The sequence below is a fragment of the Aeromonas sp. 602396 genome (genome assembly GCF_049173735.1).
In the GTDB taxonomy this organism is placed as follows: domain Bacteria; phylum Pseudomonadota; class Gammaproteobacteria; order Enterobacterales; family Aeromonadaceae; genus Aeromonas; species Aeromonas veronii_A.
This window is the reverse complement of the sequence record NZ_JAAKSD010000014.1, coordinates 108537-125077: the sequence shown is the minus strand read 5'-3', so window position 1 is coordinate 125077 and position 16541 is coordinate 108537. Positions and strand designations below refer to the sequence as shown.

17 protein-coding genes are annotated in these 16541 nt (G+C 61.5%); 3 read left to right on the top strand and 14 right to left on the bottom strand.

The window, feature by feature from the left end:
- Positions 1–2: 2 nt before the first annotated feature.
- The 6 genes from surE to putP all read right to left on the bottom strand — a co-directional run bounded on the left by surE (position 3) and on the right by putP (position 5154).
- Complete coding sequence (gene surE / locus G5229_RS16425; protein WP_005335515.1) at positions 3–764, bottom strand: 5'/3'-nucleotidase SurE; 762 nt, start codon at positions 762–764, stop codon at positions 3–5.
- A complete protein-coding gene (gene truD, locus G5229_RS16420) occupies positions 745–1803 on the bottom strand; it encodes a tRNA pseudouridine(13) synthase TruD (RefSeq protein ID WP_040068370.1) in 1059 nt (352 codons plus the stop codon). The genes surE and truD overlap by 20 nt, the downstream gene beginning before the upstream one ends.
- Positions 1803–2279: a 2-C-methyl-D-erythritol 2,4-cyclodiphosphate synthase gene (ispF, locus tag G5229_RS16415; RefSeq protein WP_421209676.1), complete on the bottom strand. Its 477-nt coding sequence runs from the start codon at positions 2277–2279 to the stop codon at positions 1803–1805. The genes truD and ispF overlap by 1 nt, the downstream gene beginning before the upstream one ends.
- Positions 2280–2425: 146 nt before the next feature.
- Positions 2426–3118 (bottom strand): 2-C-methyl-D-erythritol 4-phosphate cytidylyltransferase, encoded by a 693-nt coding sequence (gene ispD / locus G5229_RS16410; protein WP_421209674.1) that lies wholly within the window; start codon positions 3116–3118, stop codon positions 2426–2428.
- Positions 3111–3428 carry a cell division protein FtsB gene (ftsB, locus tag G5229_RS16405; protein ID WP_005335520.1) on the bottom strand — a complete coding sequence of 106 codons (318 nt, stop codon included), beginning with the start codon at positions 3426–3428 and terminating at the stop codon, positions 3111–3113. Before ftsB ends, ispD begins: the two co-directional genes overlap by 8 nt.
- Before the next feature lie 208 nt (positions 3429–3636).
- Positions 3637–5154: a sodium/proline symporter PutP gene (gene putP, locus G5229_RS16400; RefSeq protein ID WP_201986304.1), complete on the bottom strand. Its 1518-nt coding sequence runs from the start codon at positions 5152–5154 to the stop codon at positions 3637–3639.
- Positions 5155–5480: 326 nt separating this feature from the next.
- Between putP and G5229_RS16395 the strand changes: the two genes are divergently transcribed.
- Positions 5481–6374 (top strand): VirK/YbjX family protein, encoded by an 894-nt coding sequence (locus tag G5229_RS16395; protein ID WP_100652902.1) that lies wholly within the window; start codon positions 5481–5483, stop codon positions 6372–6374.
- A gap of 69 nt (positions 6375–6443) precedes the next feature.
- On the opposite strand, the gene G5229_RS16390 is transcribed toward G5229_RS16395, so the two are convergent.
- From G5229_RS16390 to G5229_RS16355, 8 genes are all read right to left on the bottom strand, one after another.
- Positions 6444–7370 (bottom strand): L,D-transpeptidase family protein, encoded by a 927-nt coding sequence (locus tag G5229_RS16390; protein WP_005354531.1) that lies wholly within the window; start codon positions 7368–7370, stop codon positions 6444–6446.
- Between the two features lie 187 nt (positions 7371–7557).
- Positions 7558–8799 (bottom strand): mechanosensitive ion channel family protein, encoded by a 1242-nt coding sequence (locus G5229_RS16385; protein ID WP_005335524.1) that lies wholly within the window; start codon positions 8797–8799, stop codon positions 7558–7560.
- Between the two features lie 143 nt (positions 8800–8942).
- Positions 8943–10142 (bottom strand): acetate kinase, encoded by a 1200-nt coding sequence (locus tag G5229_RS16380; RefSeq protein ID WP_005354534.1) that lies wholly within the window; start codon positions 10140–10142, stop codon positions 8943–8945.
- Positions 10143–10363: 221 nt separating this feature from the next.
- Complete coding sequence (locus tag G5229_RS16375; protein WP_124928596.1) at positions 10364–10834, bottom strand: YhcH/YjgK/YiaL family protein; 471 nt, start codon at positions 10832–10834, stop codon at positions 10364–10366.
- A gap of 314 nt (positions 10835–11148) precedes the next feature.
- Entirely contained in the window at positions 11149–12255 is a 1107-nt protein-coding gene (locus G5229_RS16370; RefSeq protein ID WP_005362790.1) for a 1-acyl-sn-glycerol-3-phosphate acyltransferase, read from the bottom strand.
- 130 nt (positions 12256–12385) lie between these two features.
- Positions 12386–13084, bottom strand: a complete 699-nt coding sequence (locus G5229_RS16365; RefSeq protein WP_421209670.1) for an aspartate/glutamate racemase family protein — start codon at positions 13082–13084, stop codon at positions 12386–12388.
- 126 nt (positions 13085–13210) lie between these two features.
- Complete coding sequence (locus tag G5229_RS16360) at positions 13211–13801, bottom strand: LysE family translocator (RefSeq protein WP_124928593.1); 591 nt, start codon at positions 13799–13801, stop codon at positions 13211–13213.
- A 125-nt stretch (positions 13802–13926) separates the two neighbouring features.
- Complete coding sequence (locus G5229_RS16355; protein WP_005335536.1) at positions 13927–14523, bottom strand: LysE family translocator; 597 nt, start codon at positions 14521–14523, stop codon at positions 13927–13929.
- Positions 14524–14639: 116 nt separating this feature from the next.
- Between G5229_RS16355 and G5229_RS16350 the strand changes: the two genes are divergently transcribed.
- Both G5229_RS16350 and G5229_RS16345 read left to right on the top strand, forming a co-directional pair.
- A complete protein-coding gene (locus tag G5229_RS16350) occupies positions 14640–16016 on the top strand; it encodes a PLP-dependent aminotransferase family protein (protein ID WP_421209667.1) in 1377 nt (458 codons plus the stop codon).
- A 54-nt stretch (positions 16017–16070) separates the two neighbouring features.
- Positions 16071–16538 (top strand): hypothetical protein, encoded by a 468-nt coding sequence (locus G5229_RS16345; protein WP_421209665.1) that lies wholly within the window; start codon positions 16071–16073, stop codon positions 16536–16538.
- Positions 16539–16541 lie beyond the last annotated feature (3 nt).

Here is a 16541-nt window from a genome sequence, read left to right as displayed (position 1 = left end):
CCTCATCCCTGCAGATCTAACCAGGCCCCCAGACCGGCGAGACTGTCATAGGCAGTCATATCGATGGTCAGGGGGGTAATCGAGACATAGCCCTGCTCGATGGCGGCAAAATCGGTGCCTTCACCGGCATCCTGCTGGCTACCGGGGGGGCCGATCCAGTAGATGGGCTGACCACGGGGATCCTCGGTGCAGATCACCGACTCCGCCCGGTGGCGATTGCCAAGGCGGGTGGTCTTGATCCCCTTGATCTGCTCGAGGGGCAAGTCCGGCACGTTGACGTTGAGGATCTGATCGGCAGGCAGGGGGTGCTTCATCAACCCTTTCACCAGCAGGGCCGCATAGTGGGCCGCAGTGGCGAAGTGGGTCTTGCCCACCAGCGAGATGGCGATGGAAGGGTAGCCAAGATGGCGCCCCTCGGTGGCCGCGGCGACCGTGCCCGAATAGATGACATCATCCCCCAGGTTGGCACCGTGGTTGATACCGGCCACCACCATGTCGGGTTCAGGGCGCACCAGCTCGTTGACCGCCAGATGCACGCAGTCGGTCGGCGTCCCCTTCACCGCATAGCTCTCGCACCCATTAAAGCCGTTTTCTGCAATGCGGGTAACCCGCAGCGGTACTTCCAGCGTCAGGGAGTGACTCGCGCCGCTGCGGTTGCGATCCGGTGCCACCACAATGACCTCGCCGCAGGCGCGCAGCGCCTCGCTGAGGGCACGAATGCCCTCGGCATGCACACCATCATCATTACTGACCAGAATTCGCATCGGTCTGATTCCTGAAACCGTGATCGGCCTCTTCGGCCTGCATTAACTCGCGCACCACGCTGGTGGCAAACGCGCCCGCCGGCAGGAAGAAGGAGAGGGTCAGCGCCTCGCCGTCCAGCTGCCAGCTCATCTGCTCCGGCTTGAGTAGCAGGGGGCGCCTGTCCTGCTCCAGCCCGGCCTTCTCCAGCCCGTCACACCAATCGCTGTAAGGAGCCAGCACGCCCTGTTCGAACTCGGCAGCGGCGCCCTGACTGGCCAAGCGGCCACGGCCCCACTGGGGCGCGGTCAGCTGCACGTCGCCGGAGGCAAGACGCGCTTCCAGCTCGGGGGTCACGCTCTCTTCGCTGAAGATGGAGTGGCTGCCCTTGAGCATCACGCAATCACCGGCCAGCAGCTGATGAGCCAGCCCCTGCTCGATACGGGCGCTGACAATGGCGTTGAACAGCATGCTGCGGGCGGCAGAGAGGTAGAGGGAACGCTTGTTGCGATCCTTGATCCGCTTGCCGGCAAACATCGCCTTGGCCGCTTCCAGGTTGTTGCCATCGCGGCCAAAACGCTGCTCACCATAGTAATTGGGCACGCCCTGAGTGGCGATGGCCTGCAGGCGCGCTTCCAGCCCGTCGGCCTGTTCCAGACCGGTGAGACGCAGGGTGAAGTGGTTGCCCTTGAGGTAGCCGACCCGCAATTTGCGGTTGTGACGCCTGGCTTGCAGGATCTGGATGCTGTCGCTCTCGATGACCGACAAGTCCGGCTCGGCCTTGCCTGGCAGGTGAATGCCAAACCACTGCTCGGTCACCGCGTGGCGATCCTTCAGGCCCGCCCAGGTCACCGCATTGCGGTTGACCCCTGCCGCATCGGCCAGCAGACCCGCTACCCAGGCGGTGTTCTCGCCGGTTTTGCGCACCCGGACGAAGATATGCTCCCCTTCCCCGCAAGGCTCGAAGCCGAGATCTTCATTGACCACGAAGTCGGCGGCCTCGGCCTTGAGGATACCGCGGGCGGTGGGCGCCCCGTGCAGATAGGCAAGTTGTTCCAGCATTATTGTTTCACCAGTAGGACGACGGCTTCGGTGGCGATCCCTTCCTTGCGCCCCGTAAACCCAAGCTGTTCGGTGGTGGTCGCCTTGACGTTCACCCGGTTCAAATCACATTGCAGATCGGCGGCCAGCACGGCGCACATGGCGTCGATATGGGGGGCCATTTTGGGGGCTTGGGCGATGATGGTCACATCCAGGTTGCCGATGGCATACCCCGCCTGCAGTACCCGGGCAAAGACATCCCGCAGCAGAATGCGGCTGTCGATCCCCTTGAACTCGGCAGCGGTATCGGGGAAGTGGCGACCGATGTCACCGGCACCGATGGCCCCCAGCAGGGCATCGCTTACCGCGTGCAGCACCACATCGCCGTCAGAGTGGGCAACCAGCCCCCGCTCGTAGGGAACCGGCACGCCACCCAGCATGCAGGGGCCAACACCACCAAATTTATGAACATCAAAACCATGACCAATGCGCATCATCAGCGGCAACCTCCCAACATGCTGAAACCAACCCCATCAATTTTGTGTACGTCCACACCATGTTCAATCCGGATCATGCTAACTCCTTGTTCGGGCCTGTTTGTTCGAGACGCTCTGCTCTGAACGGTCTGTTCTGACTGAGAGGCTTATGCTTGCTGGCTTAAAAACAGCCCCGCCAGCGACAAATCTTCCGGCCGGGTCACTTTGATATTGTCGGCGCGCCCCTCCACCATCCGCACCGTGAATCCGGCCCGCTCCATGGCGGAGGCCTCGTCGGTGATGGTGGCGCCCAGCAGCAGCCCCTCTTCGAGCGCCCGTTTCAGGGCTCGGGTCGGGAATATCTGTGGCGTCAGGGCATGCCAGAGCTGCTCGCGCTCGACGGTGGCGATGATATTGCCCTCCCCATCGGAGCGTTTCATGGTATCGCGCACCCGACTGCCGAGAATGGCACCGCCGCAGTTCATGGCCGCGGCAATCAGCGCATCGAGATCGCCGTGAGTCAGACAGGGGCGGGCCGCATCGTGCACCAGCACCCACTCCCCTTGCGCCACATGGAGGCCATTGAGGACGGAAAAGGCGCGCTCGGCGCCTCCCTCTACCCGCACAATTCGCGGGTCGGCCGCCACGGGCAGGGCCTCGAACCAGCGGTCATGGGGTGCCAGCGCCACGATCACCTGGGCGATAGCCGGGTGGGAGAGCAGCCGCTCCAGGGTATGTTCGAGAATGGTTTTACCCGCCAGTTGCAGGTACTGCTTGGGGCAATCGGCCCCCATCCGGCTGCCGATACCGGCGGCAGGGACGATCGCCGTCAGGCCGGATACCCGGCTGGCATCAGTCATCGTAGGGCTCATCGTCCGGCGCTGTCTCTTTGTCTTTCTCTTTGGGGATGATCCGGTAGAAGGTCTCCCCCTGCTTGATGTAACCCAGATCGTTGCGCGACAACTCCTCGATGGCCTCGAGGCCAGAGGTGAGATCATCTATCTCGCGGTAAATGAGGTCGTTACGATCCTTGAGAGTCTGGTTGTCCCGCTGTTGCTGCGAGATGGCCTCCGACAGGTTCTGATAATCGGATAGCCCGTTCTTCCCCAGCCAGAGGTCATATTGCAGTCCCCCCAGCAGGAGGATCAGGATCAGGGTGAATAGCCGCATGCACTAGGTCTCCTTCAGGCGGCCTAGTGTCCCATATTCGGTGCCAAGACAAAAGAAAGCGAGCACCCGGGAGCCACTGGCCGAACATAAAAAAGTGCCCAAGAGTGAATCAGATAGCACAAAGCCCCGCCAAACCGGTGCAAGGATGGCCAACCAGGGCGCTCCTTGTCCGGGGGCGGGGCTCTCAATCAGAAAGCGGTAAGGGGGATCAGTTCACCGCGACCGGCTCTCCCGCGCTCTCGGCCGGGGTGTTGTACTCCTCCTCGGCATCGCGGAAACGCTCCAGCATCGCTTTTGAGGGCGCTTCGCCCAGCAGACTGCCCACCACGATGGCCAGCAGTGCGAACAGGAAGCCCGGAATGATCTCATACAGCCCCAGCCAGCCGAACTGCTTCCAGACGATGACTGTGATAGCACCGACCAGCATGCCGGCCAGCGCGCCGTTGCGGGTCATTCTCGGCCAGAGCACCGAGAGCAGCACCACGGGACCAAAGGCGGCACCGAAACCGGCCCAGGCGTAGCTCACCAGCCCCAGCACCCGGTTTTCCGGATTCATGGCAACGGCGATGGCAATCACGGCGATCAGCAGCACCATCAGGCGACCCACCCACACCAGCTCACGCTGGGAGGCATTCTTGCGCAGGAAGGGCTTGTAGAGATCCTCGGTAATGGCGCTGGAGCAGACCAGTAATTGACAACTTAGAGTGCTCATCACCGCCGCCAGAATAGCGGAGAGCAGCACACCGGCGATCCAGGGGTTGAACAGGATCTTGGAGAGCTCGATAAAGACCCGCTCCGGGTTGCCGGTCACTCCAGCCGCCACTTCCGGGAAGCGGGCGAAGTAGGCCAGCCCGAAGAAGCCGATGGCCACCGCGCCTGCGAGGCAGAACACCATCCAGGTCATGCTGATGCGACGGGCATTGGCCATGGAGTGGTGGGAGTCCGCCGCCATGAAACGGGCCAGAATGTGGGGCTGACCGAAGTAGCCAAGGCCCCAGGCCATCAGCGAGATGATGGCGATCACATCCAGATTCTTGAACATGTCGAGGTTGGTGGCGCTCTTGGCGGCCACCTCGATCATGGCGCTGTCTATCCCGCCGACGGCGATGATGACGAAGACCGGGGTCAGGATCAGGGCGAAGATCATCAGGGTCGCCTGCACCGTATCGGTCCAGCTCACCGCGAGGAAGCCGCCGAAGAAGGTGTAGGTGATGGTGGCGGCGGCACCTACCCAGAGGGCGGTGTTGTAATCCATGCCGAAGGTGCTCTCGAACAGACGGGCACCGGCCACCACGCCGGAGGCGCAATAGATGGTGAAGAAGAGCAGGATCACCAGCGCCGAGAGAATGCGCAGCACCTTGCTGTGATCTTCAAAGCGGTAGGTGAAATAGTCCGGCAGGGTCAGGGCATTGCGGTTCTTCTCGGTATGTACCCGCAGGCGACCCGCTACCCAGCGCCAGTTGAGGTAGGCGCCGATGACCAGACCGATAGCGATCCAGCTCTCGGAGATGCCACTGACGAAGACGGCGCCGGGCAGGCCCATCAGCAGCCAGCCGCTCATGTCGGAGGCGCCGGCGGAGAGAGCGGTCACCCAGCTCCCCATCCGGCGGCCGCCCAGAATGTAGTCATCAAAGTTGCGGGTGGCGCGATAGGCGACGAAGCCGATCAACACCATTCCGAGGATATACACCAGGAAGGTGATTAACATGGGTGTGCTAGCTGTCATGCGAAACTCCGTTTTGTGTCATTTTATGCCCGCTCTGGTGACGGGCTCATCCCTAAAAAACCGGCCTAGCTTAATCAGCCGTTCGCGCCAGCTCAACCACTTTTAACAAACACAAAACACAATAAAAACCTTTGCGCATCAAATCATCTGCCACATCAAGAGGATGGCGCCAGATTTCCTGCCGTGGCCGTGGCTGCCATATCGCCGCAACGGCGGCTATTGAGCGTTATGTTTTCACATTTTGTTACTATCCATTTTTTTACAAGCCAGCGCCCCGCTCCTACACTCCCCGCCCTGTCTCATCACACCAGTCAGAGGTCGGCACCATGTCATCTCATCTGTCACACCTGCGAACCCTCGCCCGCCGCCTTCATCCGGTGGAGGAGTCGGGTCATCTCATCCGACGGGCCAAGTATGTGGGGCGTCTCTGGCTCAATCCCGGCGCCCGCGCACTCTATCGCCAGCAGCAGGAGCAACCGCTGCTGGCGCAGGCGATCAGCCGCTTCCCCGATATTCTGGAAAAGCCGATCCACCCCTATCGCCACAAGGGGCTCCGCAAGCGCCTGCGAGCCGGGCTTATCAGCGGCCACTACCAGCAGCTGGCACGTCAGCTGCCCAAGGCGCAACAACTGGCAATCTACAGCGGGCGCGGCCTGCTGCTGGCCCAGTGGCAGAGCGACAAGCTGACGGCACCGCTGACCCTGCAACTGGATTACCAAACCCACATGGGCAAAGAGGGGGAGATGAGCCTGACCCTCAAGCTGGGTGACGCGGCGCTCTATTACATGGCCCTCAATCTGCGCCCCGCGCCGAACCCGACCCTCGAGATCTGCTCGCTGCAGGGCGGCAAGGGGCAGAGCGAGGAGATCAAGCAGGTCACCAAGGCGTGCGGCGGGCTGCGCCCCATGTCCCTGCTGGTCTATATGGCCGCCGAGCTGGCCCGGGGGCTGGCGTGCAAGAGCCTGCTCGGGATCCGCACCCAAAGCCACGTCTATCAGAGCAGCAAGCGCACCGCCGATCGGGTCAAGTTCGACCTCGACGGCTTGTGGCAGGAGCATCAGGGCAGCGTGCAGGATGAACTCTGGATGAGCCTGCCGCTAGAGGTGCCCCGCAAGACGCTGGAGGAGATCCCCTCCCGCAAGCGGGCCAGCTACAAGGCGCGCTATCAGCTGCTCGATCAGCTCGGCAGCGAGCTGCAGGCAAATCTGCTGCGAAGCTGAGTCAGCACAGCAGAAACACAAAGGGCGAACAGCATGCTGTTCGCCCTTTTTCATGACGGGGATTTGCCGTTAGCGGTTGATCGCCATCGGCATGCCGTTGCGCTGCTCCAGCGCCTGCTTCACCAGTTGGGAGTCGCTGTCGGCGTGGGCAATGAAGCGGGTCACCGCCGGAGTCATCGGCAGCGGTGCCGGCAGCTTGGAGTTGAACTCTTCTTCGCTGCGCGACAGCGGCTGATGCACTTCCAGATAGCGGACGCCGTTGGGCTCGAGAGAGGCCTTGATCGGCTGGTTGACGAACTGGACGCGGGTACCGACCGGTACCTGCTTGAACAGATAGGCGATGTCGTCGTTGCGCAGACGCACACAGCCGTGGCTCACCCGCAGGCCGATGCCGAAGTTGGCGTTGGTACCGTGGATGGCGTACATCTTGCCGATGTAGAGGGCAAACAGACCCATAGGGTTGTCCGGGCCGGCTGGCCATACCGCAGGCAGGCTCTCGCCACGGGCGGCGTATTCGGCATGCATCTTGGCGGTCGGGGTCCAGGTCGGGCCCGCTTTCTTGCGCTGCACGCTGGTCACCCAGTTTTCCGGAGTATCGGTGCCGAGCTGGCCGATGCCGATGGGCAGCACTTCCACCACTTTTTTACCCTTGGGGTAGTAGTAGAGTCGCATCTCGGCCACGTTCAGCACGATCCCTTCACGGGGTGCATCCGGCAGGATCAGTTGCTGGGGGATCACCAGCTTCTCGCCGGTCTGAACCAGCAGGGGATCCGCATCGGGGTTGGCTTCGGTCATGTTGGTGAGCCCCAGCTGGAATTTGGCCGCAATGGCCTCCAGCGGCTGGCCGTTCTCTTCGGCCGGAACCACATATTCCAGATTTTCCCCTACCAGACGGCTGTTGGCCGCAGGCAGAGCATATTCAACAGCGAAAACCGGCGCAGCGGTCAGCAGCAGGCTGTAGCAGAGTGTTGCCACACTATTGCGAAGGAGCTTCATAACTTTCCCATGATGATGACTTGAAGTGACGTCTCTGGGCTGGCAGCTGATCAAGAGGGGATCAGGGGCGCGAAGAGAAGGCCGCCATTTTTCTCCTCTGCACGGCAAATTTCAACTGACAAGTGGCGACGGGTCGATGATTAATATGCGGTTTTTTCCACGTCCCCGACCCGCCCGGTTTCCCTGTTTATCCCCGTTGCCAGGCACGCATATCGTAACCTGTGGGAGATTGGTGCAACCGCAGATGAAATTGCTCAATGATGGCGAAGATATGGTCGAAAATATCGGCCTGGATCCCTTCGTAATCGGCCCATGCCGTTGTCGCGGTAAAGCAGTAAATTTCCAGCGGCAGACCGTCTGACGTGGGTGCCAGCTGGCGCACCATCAGGGTCATGTCCTTGCGAATACCGGGGTGGGCACGCAGGTAGGCATCCAGATAGGCGCGCAGGGTGCCGAGGTTGGTGAGGTGACGACCGTTGATGGGGCAGCTCAGGGCATCGCTCAGCTGCTGGTTGTAGGCACTCAGCTCCTGCTCCTTGCGGCTCAGATAGGGTGCCAGCAGTTGGGCCTGCTTGAGCTGCAACTGCTCCTCGGCCGTCAGAAAACGCACACTGGTCATGTCGATATTGACGCTGCGCTTGATGCGGCGGCCGCCCGACTCGGTCATCCCCTGCCAGTTCTTGAAAGAGTCGGAGATCAGGGCATAGGTGGGAATAGTGGTGATGGTCTTGTCCCAGTTCGACACCTTGACCGTGGTAAGCCCGATGTCGGTCACCTCACCATCGGCGCCATACTTGTCCATCTGCAGCCAGTCACCGACACTCAGCATCCGGTTGGCGGAGAGCTGAATCCCCGCCACCAGCCCGAGGATGGGGTCCTTGAATACCAGCATCAGCACTGCGGTCATGGCACCCAGACCGCTGAACAGGAACAGCGGCGACTTGCCGAGCAGCAGGGCGATCATCAGGATGCCCACCAGAATGCTGCCTACCAACTTGGCCCCCTGGAAGATGCCGCGCAGGGGCAAATCCCGGCCAAGGCGGGTGTAACGGCTCACCGACAACAGGCAGTCGAGCAGGGCGAAGAAGGCCAGCAGCAGGAACAGCAAAATCCAGAGCTGGGCCACCATCTCGATAAGCTTGAGGCTATCCGATTGGCGGGGTAGCCAGATCTCCGCCTGACCGAGCAGCACGGCCCCCTGCAGCACAAAGGCGAGCCGGTTGAAGAGGCGCTGTTGCAGCTGGGGCGGCAGCCACACCTGCTTGGCCTTGCCGAGGATCCCCACCAGCCGGACCAGCAGTACCCGGTGCAGCGCCATGTGCAGCAGCAACGAGGTGATGACGATAAAGCCCAGTGCGATCACCAGCGCCATCAGGCTGGTCACCTCCACCCCAAGGCCCGACAACCAGTTAAAAAACGCCTCTTTCATTGCTCTCTCCCGAACCGGGCAGCCCGCTGGCTGCAAAAACAGTGGTGGTCAGGGTACCGCTCCCCTCCCCCATGTCAAATCGGCGTACGCCAGAAATGACAACGCCCGGCACAGGCCGGGCGTTGTTTCAAAGCGAGGCTGACTTAGCAGACCAGGCTCAGGGCATCGCGAGCGATGACCAGCTCTTCGTTGGTCGGGATCACCATGGCGCAACGGCTGTCGGCGGTGGTGATGCGACCTTCGCCACCCAGTACCGCGGCGTTGTTGGCCTCTTTGTCCACCTTGAAGCCGAACAGAGCCAGGCGGTTCAGCACCATCTCGCGCACCATGGCGGCGTTCTCACCGATACCGCCGGTGAAGACCACGGCGTCCAGACGACCGTCCATCGCAGCGGCGTAGGCACCGACATACTTGGCCACACGGTAGGTGAAGACATCCAGCGCGCGCTTGGCACCGGCGTCGGTGGCGTAGTTGGTGGTGACGTAGCGGCAATCGCTGCTCGCTTCGGTCATCCCCAACAGACCGGACTCACGGGTCAGGGTGTGGTTGATCTGCTCAACGCTGTAACCGAGCTGGTCGTGCATGAAGAAGACCACGGCCGGATCGATATCACCGGAGCGGGTACCCATCGCCAGACCTTCCAGAGGAGTCAGACCCATGGAGGTGTCAACGGATTCGCCGTTCTTGATGGCGCAGACAGAGGCACCGTTACCCAGGTGGCAGTTGATGATGTTCAGTTCATTCAACGGCTTGCCCAGCTCTTTTGCGGCTTCTTCCGCGATGTAGCGGTGAGAAGTACCGTGGGCACCGTAACGACGGATGCCGTGTTCGCGGTAGAGCTTGTGCGGCAGCGCATACAGGTATGCCTCTTGCGGCAGAGTCTGGTGGAAGGCGGTGTCGAACACGGCCACGTTCTTCTCGGACAGCTGCGGGAACACTTTCAGCGCGGCGCGAATACCGATGAGGTGGGCCGGGTTGTGCAGCGGGGCGAACGGAATGGCGGCTTCGATACCGGCGATCACGCCGTCATCAATGCGCACGGAGCGGGAGAACTGCTCGCCACCGTGTACGATTCGGTGACCGATGGCCACCAGTTGCTCGGCAAGAGTCGGATCCTGCGGCAGGATGTGACCCACGATATGGTCGAGGGCCTCCTGGTGAGCGGCACCCGCTCCCAGCATGGCTTCGCCCTTGACCCCGTGGAGTTTCCATTTGATACGTGCATCATCCAGATTGAAGCATTCGGCCAGGCCGGACAGCATGTCCTCACCTGTTTCGGCGTCCATTACGGCAAATTTCAGGGAAGAGCTACCGCAGTTAAGGATCAATACCAACTTGCTCATTTTCTACATCTTCCTGTGCTTCGGCTTTATGCCGACAGTGTCGTGTCATCCAAAAGAGGATGGGATTCCCCTGCCGGGGGCTTATGGTCGCAGGAGGGTGCGTCCAATTTTTCAATTCTTGCTCTTGAAAGAGTCATCGCAACTTGTGGTGCGTATCACTGGTTTCAATGCTTGCGAGTCTCAACGCATCAGCTGCGCAGGGCTCGCCTCAATGGGAATGCTCAGGCGATAGCCAACAGATCCTTGTGTACCTTGACCACCAGCTTCTTCACCTTGGCGGGCTGGTTGAAGGTACAGAGCGGGCGGTGCAGCTCGCCCGGCCAGAAGATGGCGAAATCGCCAGGTTGCAGCGCCAGATAGCTGGTCTGCTCGTCATCGACAAACCAGAGGTCGGGATGGGGATGGTCGGCGCCGTCGCTCACATAGTCGTGGGGGCCCACACCAATCCACTCTTCACCGCGCAGCAGCAACTGGATATCGAGATACTGCTGATGGAATTCGCCACGGCGATCCGCGGCTGGCTCGGTCAGATCTTCGCTCACCAGACAGAACAGGTTGAGACCATCGATCTCGGTCTTGCCGAGCGGAGCGTCACCCCAGTGAGCCACGCTCTTCACCACCTCGGCCATGATATGGGCCAGCGGGGCGGGCAGCGGCGTCCGCTGCAGGGTGTTCAGGCTACCGGTGATCATGGCGTCTGTTTCCTGTTAGGTATATCTGAGCGGCATCTTTGCCAGCCAATGAAAAAGGACCTGTGACAGGTCCTTCAATAATGCCGTCTGCAATCCGTGCAAACCGGTTTAGAGCTTTTGCTCATGTTCAGCTATATGGGCACTGTTACACACTCGTCAGCACCTTGCCAAGAGACATAATCCCATTTTCATAGTGATCGTACCAGCTGAAACCATATTATTCACCACCCTTTCCCCCTCGACTTTGACCAGACGCAAAAACGGGCGCATCAGCGCCCGTTTTTTTCGCAAAACCGTTTAACAACCGGTTTCATTCAAGCCTTTTTGGCGTTTTCCACCGGTTTGGCGTACATGGCCCGCCAGATCGCCTTGTGCTCTTCCGGCACCTCTGACTGACGGGTCAGGAAGGCCGCCTGTTCGATGGTATTGGCCTTGCCGGAAACATCGGCCGCCAGATAGTTGCTGGGGAATAGGTGGTAACTGCTCCAGATCGCCTTGTCGATCAGCGCGGCCAGTTCGTCCGGATCGCTGAAGCCCTCGGTGATCGGCGCGCCGAAGGAGACGTGTACCCGCCCCTTCATGCCGACGATACCGGCGACGATACTCTCGATATCCTCGAACTCGCCCTTCTCGTAGCTGCCGTTGACCGACTTCTCGTAGAGCTCGCGCGCCTTCGCCTTGTCGGTAGGGTCCAGCTCGTAGCTGATGCTGACCGGCACGATATTGAGGCTGCGCATGTAGTCGACGAAGTCGATCTTCTGCTTCTTGCCGTCGACGTAGAACATCTTGAGGATGGCCGGATCTGTCTTGTCATCGCCATTCTTGGCGCGCCCTTCCTTCTGGGCAATCCAGATGGAGTGACCTTCGTGGACCGAGTTGCCAATATAGGCAGACAGCTCGCCGAGCGCCTTCATCATCTCCCGCGGCCCCTTGGCGGAGCGTTTGACGATAAAGCTCTTGTTGAGCTTCATCAGCTCGGTGGCACAGGGTTTGCGCAGCAGGTTGTCACCGATGGCGATGCGCACGGTATCGAAACCGTGGGTGTGCAGCCCCCAGTTGACGAACGCCGGATCCATAGCGATGTCTCTGTGGTTGGAGACAAACAGATAGCCCTGCTCTTTCTTAAGATGCTCGATCCCGGAGAAGGTCACCCCCTTGGTGGAGGTGGCGATCATGCGGGACATGTACCGGGTGACCCCCATCTGGACCTGATGCACTGTGGTCACTTTTGACCATTTGCGGCGCAGGAACAGGCGGATCATCGGGCGGATGGCCCAACCCAGCCAGCTCATCAGGGAACCGAAACGATACTTGGCGATGGCGCCGATAAATTCATCATCCTGGATCAGCCGTTCGATGGCTGCCGGCACTTCTTCATCGCGGTAGGGGCGAATATCCGCGAATCTATCTACTTCAGTCACAATGTCAGCCTTGCATGCTAGGAAACCGCAGCCAACCCGCGTTGGCCGGGGAAAATTCAGGGCGCAATTTTACACGCTTTTATGGCAAGGGGTATGAGACAAGCATGAATAGTGAGATCTGACCAGTTTATTAATCAGCTGCCAGTGCCAGCGCGACCGCCGCTTCGGCATGGATGGCAGTGGTGTCGTAGAGCGGCACCGCCGCCCGGGCATCCCCCACCAGCAGGGCAATCTCGGTACAACCGAGGATCACCGCCTCGGCACCCGCGGCCGCCAGCCCCTCGATAATCGCCAGATACTCGGCCCGCGATGATTCACGGCTCTCCCCCAGACAGAGCTCGTCATAGATGATCCTGTGTACCCGCTCCCGCCCGGCCTCATCGGGTACCAGCACCGCCAACCCGAAGCGCTCCTGCAAGCGCCCCTTGTAAAAATCCTGCTCCATGGTGAAGCGAGTGCCGAGCAGGCCGACCCGGGTTATCCCGTCCGCCTGCAATTTGGCCGCGGTAGCATCGGCGATATGGAGCAGCGGGATATCGATGGCCGCCTCAATCTCGGGGGCGACCTTGTGCATGGTGTTGGTGCCGATCAGCAAGAAATCGGCGCCGCCATCCTGCAACTTGCGCGCCTCCGCCGCCAGCTGACGGGCGGTAGCGGGCCAGTCACCGGCATGCTGCAACCGCTCGATACCGGCAAAGTCGACGCTATTGAGCAGCACCCGCGCCGAGTGCAAACCACCGAGCTGTGCCCGCACCCCGCGATTGAGCGCCTGATAATAACTGACGGTGGACTCCCAGCTCATGCCACCCAGCAGACCGATACATTTCATATGAACTCCTTTCATCCCAAGGGAGGGCAGAACCACGCAACCTTGCAGGCAAGGTCACGCGGGCGAGATAAAAAAGGCCCCGCAGGGCCAACAAGACAGCCGGTAAAGGCCCGGGTCAACCCCGGGCTAAATCCAGATCATCCCGACACAGGCGGCCGTCGCCAGCCCCATGCCCAGATTGAAACGCCGCCAACCCTGGGCGGTGCGAATGATTTGCCGCACCTGGGCACCAAAAAGCACCCAGAACGCCCCTGTGTAGAGGCCGGTAATAAAGAAGATCACCAACACCCAGAGCGCGGAGGGCCAGTAAGCCTCCCCCGCCAGAGTGAAACCGCTGATGGCGGAGAGCGCCATCATCCACGCCTTGGGGTTGAGCAGTTGCAGCATGGCCCCCTGATGGGCGGGAATGAGCGGCCGGTTGCCCTCGGCCGGGCCGCTGGCGGTCGCCACCTTCCACGCCAGCCAGAGCAGATACGCCGAACCGATAAGCTTGAGGCCGTCGTGCAGCAGCGGCACCTTCTCGAACACCACGCCAAGCCCCAGCGCGGTAGCGAGGATCATCAGATTGATCCCCCCGACCACCCCAACCAGCAGGGGAATCGTGCGGCGAAAACCCTGCGCCGCCCCGGCGCTGGTGAGCAACATATTGTTGGGCCCCGGCGTGCCGCAGGTAACCAGGGCAAACCCCGCCAGGGGCAGTAACCAGTTCAGATCCATCTCAACCTCTTGTCGATACAACGCCCCCGTTATGGGGAAAGCCTTCTAATATGCAGAGCCAACCCCTTGGCGACAAGTCAGAAATGCCTCTTTCTCGGCCACCTCCCCCATCAGCGCAGCACGGCTCAATACCAGAGCATCACCACGCAGAGCGCCGTCAGCAGACCGAGAGAACCGTTGAGTCGCCGCCAGCCCCGATCCGAGCTGATCCAGTTGCTCAGCTGATGGCCGAACAGTACCCAGACAAAGCAGACCGGCAGGGCCACCAGCACAAACATGACCATCACCGCCAGCTGACTCGACCAGTAACTGGCGCCGGGCAGGCTGAACAGACTGATGGCGGAGATCCCCATCATCCACGCCTTGGGGTTTAGGAACTGAAAGCCCAGCCCCTCCAGCATGGTCAGCGGACGGGCCCTACGGGCCGGATCCCCCGGCGCCCCGGCCACCGCGATACGCCACGCCAACCACAGCAGATAGAGGCTGCCGAAGATCTGCAAACCGAGCCGTAGCAGGGGCCAGCGCTCGAACAGCGGATAAAGCCCCAGCGCCAGCACCAGTTGCAACACCGGCTGCCCCAGCCCCACCCCGAGCAGATGTGGCAGAGTGCGACGCACCCCGAAGTTGGCGCCGGAGGCCGTCAGCATCAGGTTGTTGGGCCCCGGCGTACCGCAGGTGAGTACGGCAAAACCGAACAGGGTGACATACCACTCCATCGTCATATTGTGACTCCTTGCCTGCCACATTGTATCGATACAATATGTGCTATTTGGTTGTTATCAGGTTGAAATTCACGCTATATTGACAATGAATTTGGATCAATGGATTTATTGTCACCATGACAATCTGGACGCCCGACCTTGCGGCCTTCGATGGCCCCCTCTACCTCAAGCTGGTCAAAGCGATCGAACAGGGGATCGTGAATGGCGAGCTGCCACCGCAGACCCGATTGCCTACCCACAGATCCCTGGCGGATCGTCTGGGTGTCACCGTCGGCACCGTCACCCGCGCCTACAGCGAGGCGGAGCGACGCGGCCTGCTGGCCGCCCGGGTGGGCCACGGCACCTGGGTCAAGGGAGCGAACACGGATCCCGCCAATGAGTGGGTGATCCGCCAGGAGGAGGGGCACCGCATCGAGCTGTGGCAGAACCTGCCGGTACAGCTGGATCGGGCGGCCATCATTCGCCCCATGCTGGGGGAAGTGGCAGACGGGGATCTCAACGCCCTGCTCGGCTACGACAAGGAGGCGGGACGACCGGATCAGCGCCAGCAGTTCGTCAACTGGCTGGCGGAGCAAGGGGTGGCCTGTAGTGAGGATCGCCTGCTGTTCAGCCACGGCGCCCAGCACGGCATCATGCTGGCGCTGCTGGCGACCGGCTGCGTGGGGGAAACCATCCTGTGCGAGGGGCTGAGCTACCCCGGTATGCTGGGCAATGCCCGCCAGCTGAAGAATCAGGTGGTGGGGCTGGCGATGGACGAGGAGGGGCTGCTGCCCGAGGCGCTGGACGCCGCCTGCCGTACCCGCCGGGCCAAGCTGCTCTACCTCACCCCGACCCTGCAAAACCCCACCACCGCCATCATGAGTCTGGCGCGACGGGAGGCAATCGTCGCCATCGCCCGTAACCACGATCTGCTGATCATCGAAGATGACGTCAACGGCCTGTTGCCCCAGCAACCGGTGATCCCTCTGGTCAATCTGGCGCCGGAGCGGGTCATCTATCTGGGCAGTCTGGCCAAGATCGCCTGCGGCGGCCTGCGGGTGGGCTTCGTGCTGACGCCCCCTGCCCTGCGCAGCGCCTTCGCCCAGACCATGCGGCTGTCGAGCTGGATGGTGAGCCCGCTGCTGATCGAGCTCGCCTGCAAAATGGTCAGTCAGCGCCAGATCATGCCGCTGGTCGAGCAGCAGCGTGAGATCCTCAAACGCCGTGGCGAACTGCTGCGCCACCTGCTGCCTGCCGCCCGCTGGCAGCCTGGCAGCATGCACGCCTGGCTACCGCTGCCTGAGCCTTGGCGCAGCCAGCAGTTTGCTGCCGCCGCCGACGCCCTTGACGTTGGCGTGGCGAGCGGGGAACACTTCGCTGCCGGTCAGTTTGCCGCTCCGCAAGGGGTGCGCCTGAGCCTGAGCCAACCCGCCACCGACGCCCGAGTCGGCGAAGGGCTGGCCCGTCTGGCGCAACTGCTGCAGGGGACGCCCCCCAGCAATCCCCTGCTATAGTCAGGGCCAACCGACCTGACCTTCACGCTTCATCGTCATTGCCAAGGAGATGCCGTGCCCCCCATCAGAGCCGCCCTGCTGCTTGCCACCCTGTTGTTGGGTGGCTGCGCCTCGTCAACGACCCACCAACAGCTGGGGGCCGCGCTCAATGGACTGGAAGGGGAGTTGCAACGACTGGAAGAGGAGCTGGCGGCGATGAACGGCCTGCACTATCAAAAGGCGATCGATGCGCCGCTCAGTTTGCGCCGTGCGCTCGGGGCGCAGCAGCCCACACCAGAGGGGCTGGTACCGATGACCAGCAAGCTGGAGGATGGGCCAATCCTGCGCTATCAATACCGACTGCCAGCGGGGATGGCGAGCCTACCCCAGGACAACCTCTGCCAGCGCTACGAGTTCGAGCTGCGCCATCTGGGCCGCCTCGGCAAGCTCGAAGTCAGCTGGCAAGGGAAACTAGGGAGTGGTTCACACCTGATCCGTCAAACAGAGTGTGTCTTTCTCACCGGGGTACATGGCTCCCGGTAACCA